Consider the following 21,407-nt stretch of genomic DNA (forward strand, 5'->3'; position numbering starts at 1 on the left):
ATGGGTCAGGTGTTGAAGTGTATCTCGCCGATCGACGGATCGGTGTTTGCCGAGCGGGACACGCTGGATCGTGACGCGGCATTTGCCGCAGCGGGCCGGGCGCGGGCGGCGCAGGCGGATTGGGCAGCGCGGCCCCTGCAAGAGCGGATCGATCTGGTGATGGCCGGAGTTGCGGCCGTGGGTGCGATGAATGACGAGATCGTGCCGGAACTGGCCCACATGATGGGCCGGCCGGTGCGTTATGGCGGCGAGTTCGGCGGTTTCAGCGAACGCGCGACCTATATGGCGGGCATCGCGCGCGATGCGCTGGCTGATATTGCCGTGGGCGAGGACGAGACGTTCAAGCGATACATCAAGCGCGTGCCGCATGGCGTGGTGTTCGTCGTGGCGCCCTGGAACTATCCGTACATGACGGCGATCAACACTGTGGCGCCGGCCTTGATCGCGGGCAATACGGTTGTGCTGAAACATGCCACGCAGACCTTGTTGGTGGGCGAGCGGATGGCGCGGGCCTTCCACTCGGCTGGCGTGCCCGAGGACGTGTTCCAGAACCTGTTCCTGAGCCATGACGTGACCAACGATCTGATTGCCGGCAAGGCGTTCGATTTCGTGAATTTCACCGGCTCGGTCGCCGGAGGGCAGGCGATGGAGCGGGCGGCGGCCGGTACCTTTACCCCCGTCAGCACCGAGTTGGGGGGCAAGGACCCGGGCTATGTCATGGAGGACGCCGATCTGGACGCGGCGGTCGACACGCTGATCGACGGGGCCATGTTCAACTCGGGCCAGTGCTGCTGCGGGATCGAGCGGATCTATGTGCATGAAAGCCTGTATGACGATTTCGTCGCCAAGTCGGTCGAGATCGTCAGGGGCTACAAGCTGGGCAACCCGCTGGATCCGGAGACGACGCTGGGGCCGATGGCCAACGTGCGTTTTGCCGACGAGGTGCGCGCCCAGATCGCCGAGGCCGTGGCCGCCGGTGCAGTGGCGCATATCGAGACCTTTGCCGGAGATGACGGCGGCGCCTATCTGACGCCGCAGATCCTGACCAACATCACGCACGACATGCGCGTGATGCGCGACGAAAGCTTTGGCCCGGTCGCGGGGATCATGAAGGTGTCCTCGGATGACGAGGCCATCGCCCTGATGAATGACAGCGAGTTCGGTCTGACCGCCTCGCTGTGGACGCGCGATGTGGCGCGGGCCGAACGCATCGGCGACCGGATCGAGACCGGAACCGTATTCATGAACCGGGCCGACTATCTGGACCCGGGTCTGTGCTGGACCGGGTGCAAGAATACCGGACGCGGCGGCGGCCTTTCGATCATCGGATTTCACAACCTGACACGTCCCAAATCCTACCACCTGAAGAAGGTGACGGGCTGAGGACGATTTGCCTGCCCCGGACCGACCCCCTCGCCGGGGCAGGCCTTAGACACAAGGAAAGCTGACATGAATCTTGTTGGAAACTGGTCCTATCCGACCACGATCAAATTCGGCGCGGGCCGTATCAAGGAACTGCCCGAGGCTTGCGCGGCGGCGGGGATCAAGCGCCCGCTGCTGGTGACCGACCGCGGCCTTGCCGATCTGCCGATCACCGCCGCGACGCTGGACATTCTCGAGGCCGCCGGGCTGGGCCGGGGCCTGTTCAGCGAGGTCGACCCGAACCCGAACGAAAAGAACCTCGAGGCTGGCGTGGCCGCCTACAAGGCGGGCGGGCATGACGGGGTGATCGCGTTCGGCGGCGGCTCGGGGCTGGATCTGGGCAAGATGGTTGCCTTCATGGTTGGCCAGACGCGGCCGGTCTGGGATTTCGAGGACATTGGCGATTGGTGGACCCGCGCGGACGCCAAGGCGATCGCGCCGATCATCGCGGTGCCGACGACGGCCGGTACCGGCTCGGAAGTGGGCCGCGCCAGCGTCATCACCAATTCGGAAACCCATGCCAAGAAGATCATCTTCCACCCCAAGGTCTTGCCGACCGTGGTGATCTGCGACCCTGAATTGACCGTGGGCATGCCGAAATTCATCACCGCCGGGACCGGTCTGGATGCCTTTGCGCATTGCGTTGAGGCCTATTCCAGCCCCCATTACCATCCGATGAGCCAGGGCATCGCGCTGGAGGGGATGCGGCTGGTCAAGGAGTACCTGCCGCGCGCCTATGCGGACGGCACCGACATCGAGGCCCGCGCCCAGATGATGAGCGCGGCCGCCATGGGTGCAACGGCTTTCCAGAAGGGGCTGGGCGCGATCCACGCCATGAGCCACCCGATCGGCGCGGTGTTCAACACCCATCACGGCACCACCAACGCGGTCTGCATGCCTGCGGTACTGGAGTTCAACGCGCCTGTGATCGCCGACCGGTTCGAAGCAGCCTCAGCCTATCTGGGCATTTCGGGCGGGTTCGACGGGTTCCGGGCCTTCGTGCAGGAGTTCAACGACTCGCTGGGTATCCCGCGCAAGCTGTCTGATCTGGGCGTGACCGAAGATGCAATCCCGGAGCTGGTCAAGGGTGCGATCATCGACCCCTCGTGCGGTGGCAACCCAATCGAGTTGACCGAGGAAAACCTGACCGGATTGTTCAGGGTCGCTCTTTAAGTATTGGTAGGATCCGGGGAATTCATAGGCTCCGGGTCCGATCTCATTCCGCGGGTTGTGGTCCCGCTACCTGTGCACTTGTGAATGTTGCTGGAAATTGAGCGGCGAAAGCACGTTCTGGCTCATTGCGGATCTCGGACCAGGTCGGCGCCCGCTGGAAGCCTGGCGATCTGAGGGCCAGGGACAGCACGGATTTGTCCTCGACATAAATCAGCCCAAGCTTCTCAAGGCGGTCCATCGCGGCTTCAAAAGCGTCCACCCCGCATAAGTCGGATACCTGATCACCAAGAAGCGCCCTGCCGATGATCACTGGGCTCAGGTCAAGGATGGCCCGAGCCGCCTGGTCCAATTGGTGAACAACGCGTTTGCCTGACGCTCGCCGGTCGATCACCGTGTCGCCCTCGATGTAGAGGGCTGACGTGCCGGCCTCGCTTTGCCATGCAGAAAGAGCATCCAGCGTCGACGCCGCGCGCTGCGCTGGCGGGCTTGGACCGTTGTCGACGATGTCGAAATGGTAGGCGAAATTCCAGACTTCTTCGGGCGGCAGGTCGAATATGAAGGAATACGGCTTCGCTGGTTCGACCTCGACCCCAAATGCCTCGGGGTGTTCAAAATACGGGCTGAACCGGTCCGCTCGCACCGGGCCAATCGAGCCGGGTGGTTGCAGGTGATGCAGCAGCGGAATGAGCTTTGCCATCCGTTCGAAGGCCTCGGGGCATTCTCCGGGAAACCCGTAGAGGAAACACCACTCGACAAAAACTCCGGCCTCGGCACACAGCTTCAGCGTCTGGATGTTCTGAATTCCGCTGACCCCTTTCCTCATATGCGCAAGGGTCGGAGTATCGAAGGTCTCGATGCCAGGCTGGATCTTTCGAACGCCGGCGTCGGCCAGACGGGCGATCACGGTCGGCGAGAGGTTCGATTTGACCTCGTAATGCATCAGGAATGGTCTGGTGTCCTGCGCAAGTTTCGGGATCAGGGTCTTGAGGTAGCGGTGATCCAGAATGTTGTCGACCACGACAAGATCCGGGCCATAGAGATCGGCAAGCGTGCAGAATTCGGCATAAGCCCGCTCGGCTGACTTGCTCCGGTAGGTCATCGATTGGCCGTTCAATCCGCAGAAAGTGCAATGGTGTTTCGCTCCCCACCAGCAGCCACGCGATGTTTCGATCGTCGCCGATGGCACAAGGCGCGCTGATAGCCCCGTAGTGTTTTGAAATTGTTCAAAGAAGGCGTTGAAATCCGGGATGGGCAGCATGTCCAGATCCGTGGTCAGGCGCGGTCGAGACTCGTCCAGCGGGTAGTCCAATTGGCTCCGGTTCAGAAACCCCTCGACCACGGGCAAGGGTCTGCTGGGCCCCAGGGCTTTCAGAAACTCGGGAAAGGCATGGTCGCCCTCGCCAATGCAAACCGCGTCCAGTTCAGGATGCGCCTGCAAAAGCGCGCGCCCGAGCGGCCCCTCGCAGTTGGCGCCGCCCATGACGATGATCACGTCGGCTGACCGTTTCCGCACAGCCCGGGCCAGTGCGATCGAGGCCATGACCTGTTGGAACGAAGACGTAATCCCGATCACGGTCGGGTTCTGTTCCATCACCGCATCGGCGCAACGTTCGACGAATGCTCCGGCCTGTTTTCGGGCGGCAATGGCGTTTTGCATGAACGTCAGCCACTCGACACCCGACACATAGTCACCAAGCACCGTGGTCAGGTAGTCCATCGCGTCCAGATCGCTGCGCGGATAGATCAGATCGCTGAATATCCATTCACCCAGCAGCGCCTGATAGCAGCGGCCATCAGACAGCATGAAATACTCATCGAGGCCGATCGCCTCGGCATAGTCGAAGCTGAAGTACTTCTCGGTCGTCGCAAAGCCGTTGTCCCGCGCCAGCTGCGCGAGAAGAGATATCCCAAGCCCGGGATGTTGCAGAGAAGAAAACGGCATAGACACCAGACACAGCTGATGCAGGGCTGCGCCTTGGTCGTGACTGGAGACGGCCGCGCTTTCGCTCATGCGAAGTTACGCGCAGCGGGGCCGGATCACACCGTCGGACGTATCTTCGTAGGCATTCTTGATGTCTTGCATCGCCGACTTCAGGTCGGATTCACCGGAAAAGACGTTCCCAATCGCGGCCAACAGCTTGCGCGCCTCGCCATCCTGATCGAGCGAGATTCCCAAGCGGTTTACTACGCCTTCGGGGTTGTCGATGAATTCTTTTCGAAAGGCCTCGTCAAGGATGCCGCGGCCAATGATCTGCTGAACATCTTCCAGGGTCAAACCCCGAGTATGGTGGTCACTCATAATTGTTCCTTTCGCAATACAAGGCCAATTGTTAATAGTTTTTTTACTCAATATCAATGCCGTGGATGGTCCGCGCCACCCTTGCGTGGTGTCTGGAAAAAGGCCTTGATCAGCGACATACTGAACTCGGGCAGTCGGGGGGCGCTTGAACATGAGGAAACAGGTCCAGATCGAACCGACCGAGCGCAGAATGTGCACGGTTCTGTTCGCCGACATTGTTCGTTCGACCATGATGATCGGCAGTTTGGATCCCGAAGACGCCGTCAGCCATCTGGGCCCTGCCATCGAACTGATCATGTCGATCTGCGAAAAGTTTGGCGCAACCACGTTGTTCACCGGCGATGGCGCGCTCGCGGTTTTTGGATCACCGAACGCGGACGAGGATCACGCGGTCAAGGCAATAGCCAGCGCCCAGCGGATCATCGACCGCATCGGCAAGCTGGACGATCGGCAGTTGGATGTGCGGGTTGGCGTTCATTCCGGCGAACTACTGGTGGGCCAGTTGCAACACACCCTCGGGGAAGAGCAGGCCTTTCTAGGACCGGTCATGAACATCGCCAGCAAGATCGAGGCCGCCGCCAGAAAGAACGTGGTCACGGTTTCCGGTCAGGTTTTGGAGAATGCCGGTGATCTTTTCGACCATACCCATGTGGGCGATCTCGAGCTGGATGGGGGTGCGGGTCCGATCAAGCTGTTCGAAATCACCGGCCGCAAAGAACAGGTGTCGCGCTGGATGGCGCGGGCGCGCCGCGAACGTTCGCCATTTGTCGGGCGCGAAAGGGAACTGGCCGAGCTTGTTGCGGCGTGGAACCAGGCGCGTGACGGCAAAGGAAACTCGGTTCTGTTGTTGGGGGCGGCTGGCGTCGGCAAATCCAGGCTGCTGCATGAGCTGGTCGAGAACTGGCCCCTGGGCGCGCACCAGGTTCTGGAGTTCAACTGCTTTTCGCTGGATCAGGAAGCTGCGTATCTGCCGATCACCCGCGTGATAAATGCCCGTTTGGGACTGTCGGACACCAAATCCGATGCCGAACTGGACCAAAAGCTGTCCGAGGTTCTGGGCGGGACCAAGTTCCTGGATGCGCATACCCGATCGGCCCTGTATTCACTGTTCAGCCGTTTCCAAACGGAACCGGCGCTTTCGGCTGTAGATCCGTCTCGCCGACGGAGGCAATTGAACCAGATGCTGTCGCGGCTGGTTCTGTCGATGAAGCAGGACAAGCCCCTGCTTCTGTTGTTCGAGGATTTGCATTGGGCCGACCAGGGGACTCTGGACGTCATCGACAACCTGCTGGGGCAGGTGCGGGGAACGAATGTTCTGATCCTCCTGACATCGCGCAACGCGAACCTGTTCACGAATGACCCGGTGGGCTTGCTCAAGGTCGTTCCGGTCGCCCCGCTGGGCGAGGCGGCCTGCAAGGACCTGATCACGCGCTTGCTGGGTCAGAGCGACATCGATGGTCAGCTGGGCTCGTACATCGAAGCCATGAGCGGCCGCACACCGCTTTTCGTTGAAGAATTTGCCCACCACATGCGGGACCGCATGTCGCAAGCCGGGTTCAAGGACGGAGCGATGGACAGCCTGGGCGACATCGAGATCCCCGCCCGGGTTCAACCGTTGATCGCCTCCCGGATTGATGCCCTGCAAAGCGAGGACCGCAAAGCTCTACAGCTGGTTGCCGTCGGCGGGTTGCAGTGGACGTGGGGCGTTCTCGCCGACACGCTTCAACGGCTGGGCTTCGACGCCAAAACCCGGATTTCGACCTTGGTGGAACGCGGTTTTCTTGAACTGCCGGAATCTCAGGACGGCCAACAGCTGCGGTTCAGTCATGCGTTGGTGCAGAAGGTCGGGTATCGCAGTATTCCACGCCAGCGCCGCGCAAGGCTGCACCGTGCGATCTATGAAACTCTGCTGAGCCGCGGCACATCCGACGATCTGGACGTGGCACAGTCCATCGCCCGTCACGCGGACAAAGGCGAGTTATGGCTGGAGGCTGCCGAGGCTTATACGCGGTGCGGCGAGATGTCGATCAAGCTGTTTTCATTCGAGGCCGCCGTCTCATATTTCGAAAACGCCCTGCGGTGCATCGACCAAGTTCAAAAGCGGACCGGTACCCAGGTGGCTGTTGACCTCGGGCTACGCGCCCGACGCGGTCTGCGCGTTTCGCTGGTCGCCAGCGGCAACTTCAACCGCATCCTGACCATCTCACGCGAGGCGGAAGCCTTGTCCGACGCGTTGGGGGACACATCCGCGCGCGTTGCGTTTCAGGTCGACCAGGCGATCATGCTGACGATCTTGGCGGATGTGCGGCAAGCAATGGAGGTGTCTGAGCGCGCGCTGCGAACCGCAACCGACTCCGAAGATCCGCGCCTGCAGGCAAACGCGGCCTTTGCGCTGGCCCAGGCTGCGTGGTTTCACGGCAACTTCGCGGCCGCACGGTCGGCGATCGATCAACATGCGGATCTGTTCCAGACGGTGTTCCGTGTGGCCGAAGCGGGCACCACCGGGTCGATTTCGGTGCTCGGGCTTGCAACCCGTGCCAACGCCAACAGCATGATGCATCGGTTTGACGAAGCGGATGCAGGTATCCGCGAGGTGCTGTCGATCGCCGAAGAAACCGGCAAGGCCTATGACCTGAGTTTTGCGCTGATCGCGCGGGGGATCTGGTGCTGGCAGCGAAATGAACCGGCTGACGCCGCCATTGCGTTGCGCCGCGCCTTGCGCGTGTCGGACGATGCTGGAATCGATGTTTTGTGCTGTTTCGCAGCGGCTCCCCTGGCTCGGGTGCAGTCGGTGTTGGGTGAACTTCCGGATGCCCGGCTGGTCCTGAACCGAGGTCTTGAACTGGCGCGTGACATGGAGATGGAAGCCTTCGTCGCCTGGCTGCTGTCAGCCGAAGTGCAGGTTCTGGTGCAGGAAGGCAGAACGAAAGAGGCCAAGGAACTGCAATCCGATTTGAACGACCTGTGTGACCGCAACGGGTATTTTCAGCACGAGCAATCCAAGGCATTGAGGGCGTTTAAGATTTGAACGCCCCAAAATGCCTCGGCTGAAAATACTGCGCATTCTGGCGCTCGACCTCAGCGTTGCAGGTTCAGCATCAGCCGGCCAAATCCGGCCGGTGGTGTGGTGATCCCGGCCATTTGCATTGCTTGGAATGCCATCGCCTGATTTGAAGTTAGAACGGGCTTGCTAACAGTTTTTTCAAGCCGGTCGATGATTTCCACGCTGCGCATGTCCGTACAGGACAAAACCAACACCTCGGCCTCGGGGCAGTCTGCGGCCAAACCCAGGTCAAACACCGCCTGCGGGGTCAGGGCGCCTTGGCCGTAATTGTCCAGCTGGCCTGTCACTTCGGACCGCGACACGGTTGAAATGCCAGTCTCGGCCAGGAACCGGATTGCCAAGTCATTGATGTCTGCGACATAGGGAGAGGCAAAGCCGATGCGTGTCGCCTCCAGCGTATGCAGTGCATGCACCAAGGCGCCCGCGGCCGTAACGGTCTGCGCCCCGCTGCTGGTCCTGATACGGTCGGCAAGTTCGCGATCGAAGGCCGGGCCATGGGTCAGCGTTGCCGAGGTACACCCATAAAGAATGACATCCGGCCGGACACCATGCAAAAGCCTGAGCGGCTCATCCAGATCGGCGGCGCCAAGACCGTGCATTTGGGCAGCATCGGGTATTTCTTCCTGATCATAGCCACCCATTCGGGCAAAGTGCAGTGAAACGCCCTCGGGCCGCAGCATCGTCATGTCGGGTTCGAGATTGGTGTTCGTGAACGGCACGAGAATACCGAAACGGGACCGGCCCCTAGATGGGTGGAAATTTCTCTGCGTCATGGCTGAAACTCCTCGGCCCAACGTTCCAGAACCGCGGCCATGAGTTCGAGGTCTGCAGTCTGACCGATGGTGGCACGTAGGCAATTGGCAAGTCCCGCGCCGGATTGAGGTCTCAGGAAAATGCCTTTTTCCCGCAGAGCTTTGTCGGCTCTGGTCGCGGTGGATTGGTCCGCAAAGCGGATCAGAAGAAAGTTGGTATGGCTCTTGGGAACGTCGAACCCGGCGGACCGAAGGCGATTGGCGAACCGGTCGCGCAGCTCGGCAGTGAGGGCACATGTCTCGCGCATGTAGCTCTGATCGTTCAGAGCGGCCAAGGCAGCCGCCTGTCCGCACACCGACACGTTGTTTGGGCTCATCACCTTGCGTATCTGGACGGCGATCTGCGGCGGGAACAGGCCCCAACCCACGCGAAACCCGGCCAGCCCGTAGGCCTTGGACAGAGTTCGAAGAACGACCGTGTCCCCCCGCGCGACAAGGTCGAACATTGGCTCGTTCAGATCATCGGCGAACTCGCCATAGGCCTCGTCGATCACTAGCAGGGTGTTGTCCCGCAACCCTTCCCGAAGCCGCAGCAGATCGCGGCGGGAGATACGGGTGCCTGTCGGGTTGCCGGGATTGGCCACAAACACCAACCTGGTATCCGGTTGCACGGCCGCCAGAAGCGCGTCGACGGATACGCATCCGTCCACCTCGGCGGCAGTGTCGAAACGGGCGCGAGCCAACTGAGCCACGGTACGAAAAAACGGGTACGCGTTCGCAGGGGCAAGAACGGCGGCGTCTGGTCCGGCAAAGGCCAGCGCCAGACCCGCAATCAGCTCCATCGACCCGTTCCCGCACAACAGACCTTGCTCGGGCAGGCCATGAAGCTCCGCCAGTCGCGCACGCAATGCCGTCCAGTCCGGGTCCGGGTAGAGGTGCCCGTTCGCGGCCGCCTCTGCGACGGCCTGTCCGACCAAGGGACTTGGCGGGCGCAGGCTTTCGTTCTGCGACAGCGAAACAAGGCGCTGTCCTGCCGGCGGATCCAGCTGAGCCAACGCATAAGGTGACATGGCAGCGACATGGGAAACGGGACGGATCATGGCTTTACCCCATAGACATGCTGCGCGGCCCGGGCGCTCACAAGCTCGTCCCGCACATCCTGTCGAACAGCCACGGGTGACCTTTCATCGGGAGGCCCAAATCCGCCGCCGCCCGGAGTTTGGAAGATCAGCGTTTCGCCGCCGCCAATTCGCACCTCGCCCTTGCCCGGCAAGTCCGGGCCGTCGGGGCCGAGACGGATGCGACCGGGCGCGCCCGCCAGTCCGCCGTGCCGTCCCTTGGCTGGGTTTGCGATGCGTTCGACCGAAAGGAACAGCATGAAATCCTCGCCGGTGGAGGAGCGTATTTCGATGTCCTGCCCCAATCCGCCGCGGAGGCGACCGGGGCCACCGCTGTCCTGGCGCAATTCGCGACGCGTGATCAGGATAGGCGCGACAGCCTCGGTTGTCTCGACCTGGCTGCCCCAGACACCCGAGGGGAAGGCCGTCGCCGACAGGCCATCCAGGCTTGGCCTTGCGCCGGTTCCGCCGCTGAACACCAATTCCAGAGCAAACTGCGTGCCACCGCGGGAAACCGCCTCGGGTGCGTGGCGCAGAGGCAGGTCGTACATGCACGATGCGCCTTCGGACGGCACGGCGTCCGGCAGAGCCTGCGACAGGCAGCCATAGACCAGATCCGGGGTCATCTGTCCCAACGTATGGCGCATGGCCACCGGAGCGGGTGGCTGCGCATTCAGGATGCAATCCGCCGGTCCCGTCACGTGGAATGGCGCCAAAGAGCCTGCATTGTTGGGGATGTCTGGGCCGATGATGCAGCGCAGGGCAAATACCGTATAGGCCGTTGCATAGTTGAGCGGCACGTTGATGCCTTTGCGCGACAGGCCCGATGTGCCCGAAAAGTCGACCAGAACCCGGTCATCCTTGATGGTCAGGGCAGCGTGCAAATCGATCTCGCACTCGTACCCATCGACGGTCAGCACATTGCGCCACGTGCCCTTCGGCAGCGCCGAAATGGCCTCGATCGTGCCGCGGCGCGAGGTTTCGATGATGTAATCGGCCAGACTGTCCAAAGTGTCGATGCCAAATTCGACCATCATGTCGGCCAGACGCGCTGCGCCCGTTTCGCAACATGCGATCAATGCGTAGATGTCGCCCTCATTGGCGATGGGCTCGCGCGAGTTGGCTTTGACGATATTCATCAGCAGCGCGTTCAACTGACCTTGGTCGACCAGTTTGCACGGCGGGATACGGAGTCCCTCATCAAAGATATCCGAGCCTTCGGGACCCATGCCCAAACCGCCAAGGTCGACCAGATGCGAGGTGCAGGCCGTAAACCCAACCACGTTGCCACGATGAAAAACCGGCATCATCAGCAGGAAATCGTTCAAATGGCCGGATGCGATCCAAGGATCATTGGTCAGAAAAATATCGCCCGGCTTCATTTCGGAGCGGGAGTATCGCCCGCACAGGGTCTTAACCGCTTCGGCCATCGTGTTGATGTGGCCCGGCGTTCCGGTAACGGCCTGGGCCAGCATACGGCCGCGTACATCAAAAATGCCGGCGGATATGTCGCCGCATTCACGAACGATCGGAGAAAAGGCGGCCCGGATCAGCGCCTGGCCCTGTTCTTCGACCACCGCTAGCAGCCGGTTCCACATGACCTGCAGACGGGTATTCGTCGTGTTCATTCGGCGTCCTCCTGTATCCGGTTGAGCCAGAGATTGCCGCCGCCATCGACGCTGGCCTGAAAATCCGCGCTGACGAATGTGGTGGTTTGAGGCTCGGTAATCAGCGCCGGTCCGCGCAAGCTATCGCCGGGTTCAAGCACGGATCGATCGTAGATACCGGCGTCGCACCAATGCCCGCTGACATCACACAGAATGCGTCGATGGCCGCACGGGCGCACCGTGCGCTGGTGGGCTCCGTCAGGAACCCGGCTGAGGGCAGGAGCGGGCGACGAGATCTCGACAGACCAGTTGAGAATCTCGATCGACATTCCCGGTACCGCGCGGCGGAACAACCGGCTGTACTCGGATTCGAAATCCCGGCGCAGGGTTTCGATGTCTGCAGGCCCAAGTGCCCGATCCGGAAGTGCGATCTCGATCTCATGACCCTGGCCGTGGTACCGCATGAAAGCCTGTTTTCGGATCGACAACTCGGCTTCAGGTGCACCGGCACGGACCACGGTCAGCGCCTCGGCTGTCATTTCGTCAAAAAAAGCGTTGAGACCGTCGAGATCCGGCTGATCCAGAGTGGCATAGCGCGACCGGACGATTTCGAAGGCGACCGGGGCATAAAGAAATCCGACCGCTGACCCTACGCCCGGGTCCTTCGGGATCACGATTTGGTCGACCTGACACCGCCGGGCCACTCGCGTTGCGTGCAATGGCCCATTGCCGCCAAAGGCGATCATCACTCGGGTTGCCAACTCTTTTCCGGACTCGACCGCGTGCATCCGACCTGCGGCGGCCATGCTTTCGTCGACGATTTCGCTGAGACCACGTGCGGCCAGGTCCGGCGCCAAATCCAGTGCGCTCCCGATTTCCACGGTGATGGCCTGTTCGGCGGCTGCCGTGTCAATCGTCAGTCGGCCTTCGGCAAACCGGCCGGGTTCGATCAGGCCCTGCACCACATCGGCGTCTGTCACGGTCGCCGCCCTACCGCCATTGCCGAAAGCGGCAGGGCCTGGCTGTGCGCCGGCACTTTCGGGGCCAACCTGCAGGCGACCTAGCCGGTCGACTCTGGCAATCGAGCCGCCGCCTGCGCCGATTTCGATCATCTCGATCACGGGGATGCGCACCGGCATGCCTGAGCCTTTGATGAAGCGCGCGGCCCTTGCGATTTCGAACCTGCGCGCGGTCTGCGGGCGGAAAGCATCAATCAGACACAGCTTGGCCGTCGTCCCGCCCATGTCAAAGCTGGTTACGGCGCGCGCACCGGTTTCAGCCGCGATCCGTGCTGCAAGGATGGCCCCGCCGGCCGGGCCGGATTCGACCAACCGGATCGGCAGGCGGGCGGCCGTTTCCAGGGTTGTCATACCACCACCGGCCGTCATCATGAGAATGGGACAGCTCAGCCCCTCTGCGGCGAAGCGGGATTGGAACTCGGCCAGATACCCGGCCATCTGGGGCTGGATATAGGCGTTGGCGATGGTGGTGCACAGGCGGTCAAATTCGCGCGCCTCGGGGCTGACTTCGTGCGAGAGCGAGATGGCCAGGTCGGGGAGAGCCCTGAGCAACTGGTCCCGCAGAGCCAGCTCGTGCTTTGGGTTGGCATAGGAATGCATCAGGCACACCGCCACGGCCTGGGCGTCGCTATCCGCAATCCGGCGCACCAGATCGCTCATACCGGCGACATCCAGCGGTGTAAGTTCGTCACCACGTGCATCCATTCGCCCGCCGATCGTGAAGGCACGAGCGCGTGGGACCAGCAGGTTGGGCTTGACCAGATTGATGTCATACTGGCTGTAACGACGTTCATACCCAATCTCGAGGATATCCCGAAACCCGTCGGTGTTTATTGTCGCAACCGGGGCACCGCGCCGCTCGATCAGGGCATTGGTGGCCAGCGTGGTGCCGTGAATGAACCCGGAAACCTGCGAGAAACTGGCGTTGGCGTCATCCAGAACGCGCTTTGCACCAGTCACGGCACCGACGGTTGGGTTGTCCGGTGTCGTCGGAGTTTTCGTCGTTGCGAGGATATTGGATTGCCCGTCCATCAGAACGGTATCGGTAAATGTGCCGCCAATATCGACGGCCAGCCGAAGCCCAGCGTGATTGTGCATAAAATGAAGCCATGGGCAGAAGTTTCAGATCGGTCCGGGCTGCTGGTTCAGCATCCGGAGACTGCGAAAAACCCGTCCCTCGTCAGACGACGAGGTTGCAACCGGTTGCCCGGCGGCCTTGGTTATCTTTGGTGCAGTCAATCACGGCTTGATCACTCTGGTTGTCGATCCGATGAAAAAATGCTGCCCATCGCTGGATCACCTGTCAACAGAAATGCGACCGGGCTAGGCGACGTCTCCCTGCAATTGTCGGCTCAGGTTGTCGGCGGCATCCGGGGCATACCGGTCGATCAGGGCACCCAATTCAGGCCGGCAAGACCCGCAATTTGTTCCGGCGTTCAACGCCGCGCCGATAGCGTCGACACTGATCGCTTGCCCGCACGAGATCGCGTCAACGATCGTCTTCAACCCGACGCCAAAACAGGCGCAGATGATCGGTCCGGTGTCCTTGGCATCTGCGGGCGCGCGGCCGGGCAGAACCTGTGCGGGTGGTATGTCCGGCATCGACGCAAGATAGTCCCGCATCAAGGGCAGGGGGCGCGGCGACACGAACAGTGCCGCTTGCAGGCATCCGTTCTGCGACAACGCAATGCGAAATGAACCGCGGGCCGGATCACCTGCCGTGACCGCGTCTGCATCGGTCAGTGCAAACCATTCGCGGGCGGTTTGTTCCCAATTCTGTATCCGGGCATGATCAGCCAGCTCTGTCCTGTAACCGTTGTCCGTTCGGACCGTCGCGCGGTAGGCGACCGAGGGGTTCAGGGGTTTCCTGGAGACGGCAAAGGCGTACCACGCTGCCTGCATGACCGAGATCGAAACGGGTGTGGCCTTGCTTTCGGGTTGTCCGGAAATCGGATCAGTGGTGCCGGGAACCAGCATGTCCACCCGGCCCGAAGGCGCCGTTTCCGCAGTCCAATGGATGGGAGCAAAGGCGTGACCGATGCGAACATCTTGGGTGATGCGCGCGCGAAAAATACCACGCCCAGTGCGGCTGGTGACTTCGACAAGGTCGGCTCTGGATATCCCCTCGCGGGCGGCGTCCTGGGGGTGAATGTCCACAAATGGCTCGGCCAGATGCGCGGACAGGCGGGCTGAAAGACCGGTCCGGGTCATGGTGTGCCATTGATCCCGTGTGCGTCCGGTGTTCATCACAAAGGGATATTGCTGTCCGGGCAGGGCTGCCGGAGGTCGATGGGCAACGGGAACGATCCGGGCCTTCCTGTCGGAGTGAAAGAAGTGTCCGTCACCGAAAAATCTCCCACCTGCACGCTTGCGACCCAATGGCCAGCGGGTGGGTTCCAATTCGGCATAGCCCGCCTCGTCAATTTCGGAGAAGCCCGAAATGTCGAAGTCTTTCCCGAACCGCGCGGCGATTTGGGACATGGCGGCGTATTCCCGGAATATTTCGGCCGGTGAAGCGTAGTCGAACGCGGATTTCCATCCCATGCGGCGGCCAACTTCGGCCAGGATATCCCAATCCGGGCGCGCTTGGCCCGGTGGCTGCAAAACGGCGCGTTGCCGGCTGATGGTTCGGTCCGAATTCGTGACCGTTCCGTTCTTTTCGGCCCACCCGGCGGCCGGCAGCACAACGTCGGCCAGGCGCGCCGTATCGGTATGCAACGTCAGATCACTGACGACCGTGAATGGGCAGTCGGCAATTGCGCGGCTGACCCTGTCAGCTTCGGGCATGGTTGCTGCCGGGTTGGTGTGAATGATCCAAAGGGCCTTGATCTGCCCATCTTCGACCGCGCGGAACATGTCCACGGCCTTCAGCCCCGGAGACTGCGGTATTGCAGGGGATTGCCAATACGCCTGAACCGCGGCGCGATGATCGGCGTTTTCGATGTCCAGATGGCAAGCCAGCGTGTTGGCCAGACCACCCACTTCGCGCCCACCCATCGCGTTGGGTTGGCCGGTGACTGAGAACGGGCCCATTCCCGGCCGCCCGATCCGACCGGTGGCCAGATGGCAGTTCAGGATGGCGTTGACCTTGTCAGTCCCGCTGGAGGATTGGTTCACTCCCTGGCTGAAGACCGTCACGACGCGCGGGGTATTGATCCATAGATCGAAAAATGCGGCGAGTTTTTCGGCAGGCAGGCCGGTTTCCGAGATCTGGTCGTTTCCGGCCGTTTCCAGTGCGGCTTCCAGACCCGAGGTTAGCCTCACGAAGTCCGGGTCCACGGCCCCGCGCCGATGAATCTCGGTCAGCAGCCCGTTGAACAGCGCCACGTCGCTGCCCGGATTCAGCGCCAGATGCAGATCGGCCTGATCGCAGCTGGCGGTGCGGCGCGGGTCGATCACCACGATCCGGGTGCCGCGCGCCTGCCGTGCCGCCAGAACGCGCTGGTACAGAACCGGGTGGCACCACGCCAGGTTCGACCCGACCAGCACCACCAGATCGGCCTGGTCCAGATCCTCGTAGGTGCCGGGCACGGTGTCGGTGCCAAAGGCCCGCTTGTGCCCGGCCACGGTCGAGGCCATACACAGCCGCGAATTGGTGTCGATATTGGCCGATCCGATGAAGCCCTTCATCAGCTTGTTGGTCACATAGTAATCCTCGGTCAGCAACTGCCCCGAGACATAGAAGGCCACGCTGTCGGGACCATGCGCCGCGATCGTTTCGCGGAACCGGTCGGCCACCAACTGCAGCGCGTCGTCCCAGCCCACGTCCCGGCCAAAGGCGCGCGGGGCCAGCAGGCGGTGGCCCAGCCCGACCGTGTCACCCAGCGCGGTACCCTTGGAACACAACCGTCCGAAATTCGCCGGGTGGTCCGGGTCGCCCCGCACGGTCAGACCGCCGGCCCCGTCCGGGCGCAGCAGCACGCCGCAGCCCACGCCGCAATAGGCGCAGGTGGATCGCACCTCGGGCAGGTTCGAGCCGTCCATCACGCGGCGCTCCGCTCGGTGACGGCGCGGGCGTCCAGCAGGATGCGCCCGCCCTCCAGCCGAACCGGATAGGTGGTGATCCGGCCTTCATCCGCGCCTTGGGCCTCGCCCGTATTCAGGTCGAACACCCAGTTGTGCAGCGGGCAGGTCACCGACTGGCCATGCACGATGCCTTCGGACAGCGGGCCGCCCTTGTGGGGGCAGGCATTGCTGGCCGCGAACAGTTCGGCCTCGGCCGTGCGGAAGATGGCGATGCAGCCAAGACGGGTTTTCACCAGACGCGCGCCACGCAGCGGCACGTCGTCGATATGTCCGATGTCGATCCAGCTCATTCCGCGGCCTCCAGGGTGAAATCTGCAATCGGGGCATAGCTCGGCGCCTTGTCACGCACATGCTCGGCCCAGGGGTCCTTGCGATAGATGCTTTGCGACAGTTCGAACCGCGCGACCAATGCCCGCCTGTTTTCGAGGTCGTCGACCACATTGGCCCTGACCCAGTCCATGCCGACCTTGGCCAGCCATTTGTACAGCCGGTCCAGATACTTGCCGCCCTCGCGATAGGCCTGGGTGACGGCCATCACCACCTCGATCGCCTCGTCCTCGGTCGGGACCTGGCACAGCAGTTCGGTTTCCTTGACGTCCATCCCGGCCGCCCCGCCGATGCCGATCTGATAGCCCGAGTCCACGCAGACCACGCCGATATCTTTGCAGGTCGCCTCGGCACAGTTGCGGGGGCAGCCCGAAACCGCCAGCTTGAGCTTGTGCGGTGTCCACGATCCCCACAGGATCTGTTCCAGCTTGATGCCAAGGCCGGTGCTGTCCTGGGTTCCGAAGCGGCAGTGATCTGTGCCGACACAGGTTTTGACCGTGCGCAGACCCTTGGAATAGGCGTGCCCCGAGACCAGGCCGGCCCGGTTCAGATCGGCCCAGATGGCGGGCAGGTCCTCGCCCTTGACGCCCAGCAGGTCGATGCGCTGACCGCCGGTGACCTTGACGGTGGGCACGTCGTATTTCTCGGCCGCGTCGGCGATGGCGCGCAGCTCGGCCGGGTTGGTGATGCCGCCCCACATGCGGGGCACGACGCTGAAGGTGCCGTCCTTCTGGATGTTGGCGTGTTTGCGTTCGTTGACGAACCGGCTTTGCGGGTCGTCCTGGTATTCCAGCGGCCAGTCGGCCAGCAGGTAATAGTTGATCGCCGGCCGGCAGACATGGCAGCCATTGGGCGTTTTCCAGCCCAGCTCCTGCCAGACTGCGGCCTGGCTTTTCAGCTCTTGCGCCTTGATCAGGCGGCGCACGTCTTCGTGGGTCAGGTCGGTGCACCCGCAGATCGGTTGCGCAGCCGGCATCTGGAACTCATCGCCAAGCGTGCCCTGCAGGACCTGTTCGACCAGACCCGTGCACGTTCCGCAGGATGCGCTGGCCTTGGTGCTGGCGCGCACGGCGGCCAGATCGGTGGCGCCGGCGGCGATCGCCTCGACGATGGTGCCCTTGCATACGCCGTTGCAGCCGCAGATCTCCGCCTCAGGCGGCAATGCTGCAACGGCTGACAGAGGGTCCGCGGTGTCGCCCCCCTGATAGGCCGGGCCAAAGATCAGCGTGTCGCGCATCTCGTCGATGTCGGTGCCGTCCTTGATCAGGCCGAAAAACCAGCTGCCATCGGCGGTGTCGCCATACATGACAGCACCAATCAGGCGGTCGTCTTCGATCACCAGCCGCTTGTAGACCCCGCGCGCCGGGTCGCGGAACACGATGTCATCGCGTCCCTCGCCCTCGGCGAAGTCTCCGGCGCTGAACAGGTCGCAGCCGGTGACCTTCAGCTTGGTGACCAGTTCCTTGACCACGAAAGCATCCGGCTGGCCCAGCAGGGTATTGGCCACGACCTTGGCCTGATCGAAAAGCGGCGCCACCAGGCCGAACAGGTGGCCGTCGAATTCGACGCATTCGCCCACGGCCATCACATCCGGGTCCGAGCTTTGCATCTGCGCGTTCACCTCGATCCCGCGGGCAACGTCCAGCCCGGCATCGGTGGCCAGCCGGGTTTCGGGGCGGATGCCGACGGCCATCACCACCAGGTCGGCGGGCAGCGTCTCGCCGCTTTCCAGCAGCACCGCCTCGGCGCGACCCTCGCCCAGAATGGCCTTGGTCGAGGCCTGGGTTCGCACGGTGATCCCCCGCCTTTCCAGATCCTTGCGCAGCAGGTATCCGGCGGCCTCATCCAGCTGCCGTTCCATCAGATGGCCCATCAGGTGCACCACGGTGACGGTCATGCCGCGCTCGGCCAGCCCCGCCGCGGCCTCGAGCCCCAGAAGACCGCCGCCGATCACCACCGCGTTGCCACCCTTGGCGGCCGCGTCGATCATCGCGTTGGTGTCGTCCAGATCGCGATAGGAGATGACGCCGGGCAGGTCCTTGCCCGGAACCGGAATGATGAACGGGGCCGAGCCGGTGGCGATCAGCAGCTTGTCATAGGGCACATGACCGTTTTCGCCCTCGACCACCTTCATCTCGCGGTCGATCTTCACCACATGCTCGCCAAAGCGGCAGGCGATGCCCCGTTGCGCGTACCAGTCGCCGTCATGGGTGACGATGTCCTCATAGGTCTTCTCGCCCGACAGAACCGGGCTGAGCATGATGCGGTTGTAGTTTCCGCGCGGTTCGGCGTTGAAAAGCGTGATGTCGAACACATCTGGCGCGGTCTCGGTCAGATGTTCAAGCACGCGGCCCGACGCCATCCCGGCACCGATCACGACAAGTTTCTGTTTCATGGGGTCACTCCGCTGCAATGGCCTTGGGGGCGGGCGATTTCGGCTTGGCGCCGTGTTCGTATTCTTCGAGGAAATCCAGAACTTCCTGCCGGTAGGCGTAGTAGTCGGGATGTTCGAGCAACGCCTTGCGGGTGCGCGGGCGCGGCAGGTCCACGCGGGTGATCTTGCCGATCGTAGCCTGCGGGCCGTTGGTCATCATCACCACCCGGTCGGCCAGCAGGATCGCCTCGTCCACGTCATGGGTGACGCAGATCGCGGTGACCTTGGTGCGCGACCAGACCTCCATCAGAACCTCCTGCAGCTCCCAGCGGGTCAGGCTGTCGAGCATCCCGAAAGGTTCATCCAGCAGCAGCAGCTTGGGCGACAGGGCAAAGGCGCGGGCGATGCCGACGCGCTGTCTCATGCCGTTCGACAGGTCGCTGGCCTGCTTGTCCATCGCATCGGCCAGGCCGACGCGTTCCAGGTAGTATTCCACCACGTCCTGCCGTTCGGCCTGGCTGGCGTTCGGATAGACCTTGTCGACCCCGATCGCCACGTTCTCTTTCGCGGACAGCCACGGGAACAGGTTGGGTGACTGGAACACCACCGCGCGTTCAGGGTCGGCGCCTTCGACGTGGCGGCCATCCAGCTTGATCGCGCCCTTGGAAATCTCGTTCAGCCCCGCCGCCATGGTCAGCACCGTGGATTTGCCGCAGCCCGAATGGCCGATCAGCGAGATGAACTCGCCCTTGTCGATCTTCAGATCGAAGTCCTCGACCACGGTCAGCGGCCCCTTGGGCGTGGGATAGACCTTGTGCAGTTGCGAGAAATCCAGGAACCGGCTGTCGATCATGCCCTTCTGCGCCTCGGTCACGGCGGTGGGCACGCCGTGGATCGGCGTGACCTCGGGCAGGATGCGGGTGCCTTCGACCTTGGCCTCGATCCCCACATCCATCAGGTATTTGGTGACCTCGGCGCGCAGGCGCTTGAAGGTTTCATCGGTGTTCCTCGCCGCCCGGTCGCGCGGGCGCGGGATCGAGACGCGGAACTCCTGCCCCAGCGTGCCGTCGGGGTTCAGGGCGATGATCCGGTCGGCCAGAATGATCGCCTCGTCCACGTCATTGGTGATCAGCACGCAGGTCTTGCGGTCGGCTTCCCAGATGCGCTCGATCTCGTCGGCCAGGTTGGCGCGGGTCAGAGCGTCCAGTGCCGACAGCGGCTCGTCCAGCAACAAGACCTCGGGGTTCATGGCCAGCGCCCTGGCTACGTTGACCCGCTGGCGCATCCCGCCCGACAATTCGGCCGGCCGGCGCGACGCCGCGTGACTTAGGCCGACCATCTTGACGAAATGGGCCACCTTCGCGGCCTTCTCGGCCTTGGGCAGGCCCGGAAAGACCGTATCGACCGCCAGTCCGACATTGCCGCTGACCGTCAGCCACGGCATCAGCGAGTAGTTCTGAAAGATCATGCCGCGTTCCGGCCCCGGCCCCTTGATAGGCGCGCCCTTGAAGGTGACCTGCCCGCGGCTGGGCATGTCCAGCCCGGCCATCAGGTTGATCAGCGTGGTCTTGCCGGTGCCGGAAAAGCCCAGGATCACCAGGAACTCGCCCTCTTGCACCTGCAGGTCGATGCCGTTCAGAACATCGGTGCGCCCGGTGCCTTCGCCGAAGGATTTCGAGACGTTTTCGAAGCTGAGGATGCTCATCACGCTCACCGGTTGTTGGTAAAGGTAAACAGGGACTGCAGCGCGTACATCACCCGGTCCAGCAGGAAGCCGATGATGCCGATGGTAAAGACCGCCACCATGATCCGGGCCAGCGAGCTGGACGAGCCGTTCTGGAACTCGTCCCAGACGAATTTGCCCAGGCCCGGGTTCTGCGCCAACATCTCGGCCGCGATCAGGACCATCCAACCCACGCCCAGCGACAGGCGCAGGCCGGTGAAGATCAGCGGCAGCGCCGAGGGCAGCACCAGCTTGGTGATCTTGGTCCAGGTGTTCATCTTCAGAACCTTGGACACGTTCACCAGATCCTTGTCGATCGAGGCCACGCCCAACGAGGTGTTGATCAGCGTGGGCCACAGCGAACACAGCGTCACCGTGATGGCCGAGATCAGGAAGGATTTCGCGAACCAGCCGTCATTGGTGACATAGACGGCCGAGACGATCATCGTCACGATCGGCAGCCAGGCCAGCGGCGAGACCGGTTTGAACACCTGGATCAGCGG

Annotated in this window: 14 protein-coding genes; 3 read left to right on the top strand and 11 right to left on the bottom strand. The window is 62.6% G+C overall.

Annotated elements, in window-relative coordinates:
• Both ACR0DA_RS15000 and ACR0DA_RS15005 read left to right on the top strand, forming a co-directional pair.
• Entirely contained in the window at positions 1-1,383 is a 1,383-nt protein-coding gene (locus ACR0DA_RS15000; RefSeq protein ID WP_480754696.1) for an aldehyde dehydrogenase family protein, read from the top strand.
• Between the two features lie 66 nt (positions 1,384-1,449).
• On the top strand, positions 1,450-2,595 hold the full coding sequence (locus ACR0DA_RS15005; RefSeq protein ID WP_480754698.1) for an iron-containing alcohol dehydrogenase: 1,146 nt from the start codon (positions 1,450-1,452) through the stop codon (positions 2,593-2,595).
• 43 nt (positions 2,596-2,638) lie between these two features.
• On the opposite strand, the gene ACR0DA_RS15010 is transcribed toward ACR0DA_RS15005, so the two are convergent.
• Both ACR0DA_RS15010 and ACR0DA_RS15015 read right to left on the bottom strand, forming a co-directional pair.
• A complete protein-coding gene (locus ACR0DA_RS15010; protein ID WP_480754700.1) occupies positions 2,639-4,606 on the bottom strand; it encodes a RiPP maturation radical SAM C-methyltransferase in 1,968 nt (655 codons plus the stop codon).
• 6 nt (positions 4,607-4,612) lie between these two features.
• On the bottom strand, positions 4,613-4,894 hold the full coding sequence (locus ACR0DA_RS15015) for an Os1348 family NHLP clan protein (RefSeq protein ID WP_170341400.1): 282 nt from the start codon (positions 4,892-4,894) through the stop codon (positions 4,613-4,615).
• 151 nt (positions 4,895-5,045) lie between these two features.
• Between ACR0DA_RS15015 and ACR0DA_RS15020 the strand changes: the two genes are divergently transcribed.
• Positions 5,046-7,922 (top strand): ATP-binding protein, encoded by a 2,877-nt coding sequence (locus ACR0DA_RS15020; RefSeq protein ID WP_170600006.1) that lies wholly within the window; start codon positions 5,046-5,048, stop codon positions 7,920-7,922.
• Positions 7,923-7,972: 50 nt separating this feature from the next.
• Here ACR0DA_RS15020 and ACR0DA_RS15025 read toward each other — a convergent pair whose 3' ends face one another.
• The 9 genes from ACR0DA_RS15025 to ACR0DA_RS15065 all read right to left on the bottom strand — a co-directional run.
• Positions 7,973-8,731, bottom strand: a complete 759-nt coding sequence (locus tag ACR0DA_RS15025; RefSeq protein ID WP_170596281.1) for a maleate cis-trans isomerase family protein — start codon at positions 8,729-8,731, stop codon at positions 7,973-7,975.
• On the bottom strand, positions 8,728-9,810 hold the full coding sequence (locus ACR0DA_RS15030) for a pyridoxal phosphate-dependent aminotransferase (RefSeq protein ID WP_480754702.1): 1,083 nt from the start codon (positions 9,808-9,810) through the stop codon (positions 8,728-8,730). Before ACR0DA_RS15030 ends, ACR0DA_RS15025 begins: the two co-directional genes overlap by 4 nt.
• The gene (locus ACR0DA_RS15035; protein WP_480754704.1) at positions 9,807-11,456 is read right to left on the bottom strand and encodes a hydantoinase B/oxoprolinase family protein; all 1,650 of its coding nucleotides are present in this window, start codon (positions 11,454-11,456) and stop codon (positions 9,807-9,809) included. Before ACR0DA_RS15035 ends, ACR0DA_RS15030 begins: the two co-directional genes overlap by 4 nt.
• Complete coding sequence (locus ACR0DA_RS15040) at positions 11,453-13,552, bottom strand: hydantoinase/oxoprolinase family protein (RefSeq protein WP_480754706.1); 2,100 nt, start codon at positions 13,550-13,552, stop codon at positions 11,453-11,455. Before ACR0DA_RS15040 ends, ACR0DA_RS15035 begins: the two co-directional genes overlap by 4 nt.
• Positions 13,553-13,777: 225 nt before the next feature.
• Positions 13,778-16,438: a molybdopterin-dependent oxidoreductase gene (locus tag ACR0DA_RS15045; RefSeq protein ID WP_480754707.1), complete on the bottom strand. Its 2,661-nt coding sequence runs from the start codon at positions 16,436-16,438 to the stop codon at positions 13,778-13,780.
• Positions 16,438-16,770 (bottom strand): nitrite reductase small subunit NirD, encoded by a 333-nt coding sequence (nirD, locus tag ACR0DA_RS15050; protein ID WP_093963084.1) that lies wholly within the window; start codon positions 16,768-16,770, stop codon positions 16,438-16,440. Before nirD ends, ACR0DA_RS15045 begins: the two co-directional genes overlap by 1 nt.
• The gene (gene nirB / locus ACR0DA_RS15055) at positions 16,767-19,202 is read right to left on the bottom strand and encodes a nitrite reductase large subunit NirB (RefSeq protein ID WP_480754710.1); all 2,436 of its coding nucleotides are present in this window, start codon (positions 19,200-19,202) and stop codon (positions 16,767-16,769) included. The genes nirD and nirB overlap by 4 nt, the downstream gene beginning before the upstream one ends.
• Positions 19,203-19,206: 4 nt before the next feature.
• Entirely contained in the window at positions 19,207-20,886 is a 1,680-nt protein-coding gene (locus tag ACR0DA_RS15060) for an ABC transporter ATP-binding protein (RefSeq protein ID WP_170599999.1), read from the bottom strand.
• A 5-nt stretch (positions 20,887-20,891) separates the two neighbouring features.
• The coding region (locus tag ACR0DA_RS15065; RefSeq protein WP_480754712.1) for an ABC transporter permease at positions 20,892-21,407 on the bottom strand (516 nt) is incomplete at its 5' end.

It is taken from the genome of Ruegeria sp. CI8 (genome assembly GCF_056536865.1).

Coding starts and splice junctions, on each gene's coding strand:
- ACR0DA_RS15030 (WP_480754702.1), bottom strand. CDS start 9,810: ATGATCCGTCCCGTTTCCCATGTCGCTGCCATGTCACCTTATGCGTTG.
- ACR0DA_RS15035 (WP_480754704.1), bottom strand. CDS start 11,456: ATGAACACGACGAATACCCGTCTGCAGGTCATGTGGAACCGGCTGCTA.
- ACR0DA_RS15015 (WP_170341400.1), bottom strand. CDS start 4,894: ATGAGTGACCACCATACTCGGGGTTTGACCCTGGAAGATGTTCAGCAG.
- ACR0DA_RS15020 (WP_170600006.1), top strand. CDS start 5,046: ATGAGGAAACAGGTCCAGATCGAACCGACCGAGCGCAGAATGTGCACG.
- ACR0DA_RS15005 (WP_480754698.1), top strand. CDS start 1,450: ATGAATCTTGTTGGAAACTGGTCCTATCCGACCACGATCAAATTCGGC.
- ACR0DA_RS15040 (WP_480754706.1), bottom strand. CDS start 13,552: ATGCACAATCACGCTGGGCTTCGGCTGGCCGTCGATATTGGCGGCACA.
- nirB (WP_480754710.1), bottom strand. CDS start 19,202: ATGAAACAGAAACTTGTCGTGATCGGTGCCGGGATGGCGTCGGGCCGC.
- ACR0DA_RS15010 (WP_480754700.1), bottom strand. CDS start 4,606: ATGAGCGAAAGCGCGGCCGTCTCCAGTCACGACCAAGGCGCAGCCCTG.
- ACR0DA_RS15000 (WP_480754696.1), top strand. CDS start 1: ATGGGTCAGGTGTTGAAGTGTATCTCGCCGATCGACGGATCGGTGTTT.
- ACR0DA_RS15045 (WP_480754707.1), bottom strand. CDS start 16,438: ATGGACGGCTCGAACCTGCCCGAGGTGCGATCCACCTGCGCCTATTGC.
- ACR0DA_RS15025 (WP_170596281.1), bottom strand. CDS start 8,731: ATGACGCAGAGAAATTTCCACCCATCTAGGGGCCGGTCCCGTTTCGGT.
- ACR0DA_RS15060 (WP_170599999.1), bottom strand. CDS start 20,886: ATGAGCATCCTCAGCTTCGAAAACGTCTCGAAATCCTTCGGCGAAGGC.
- nirD (WP_093963084.1), bottom strand. CDS start 16,770: ATGAGCTGGATCGACATCGGACATATCGACGACGTGCCGCTGCGTGGC.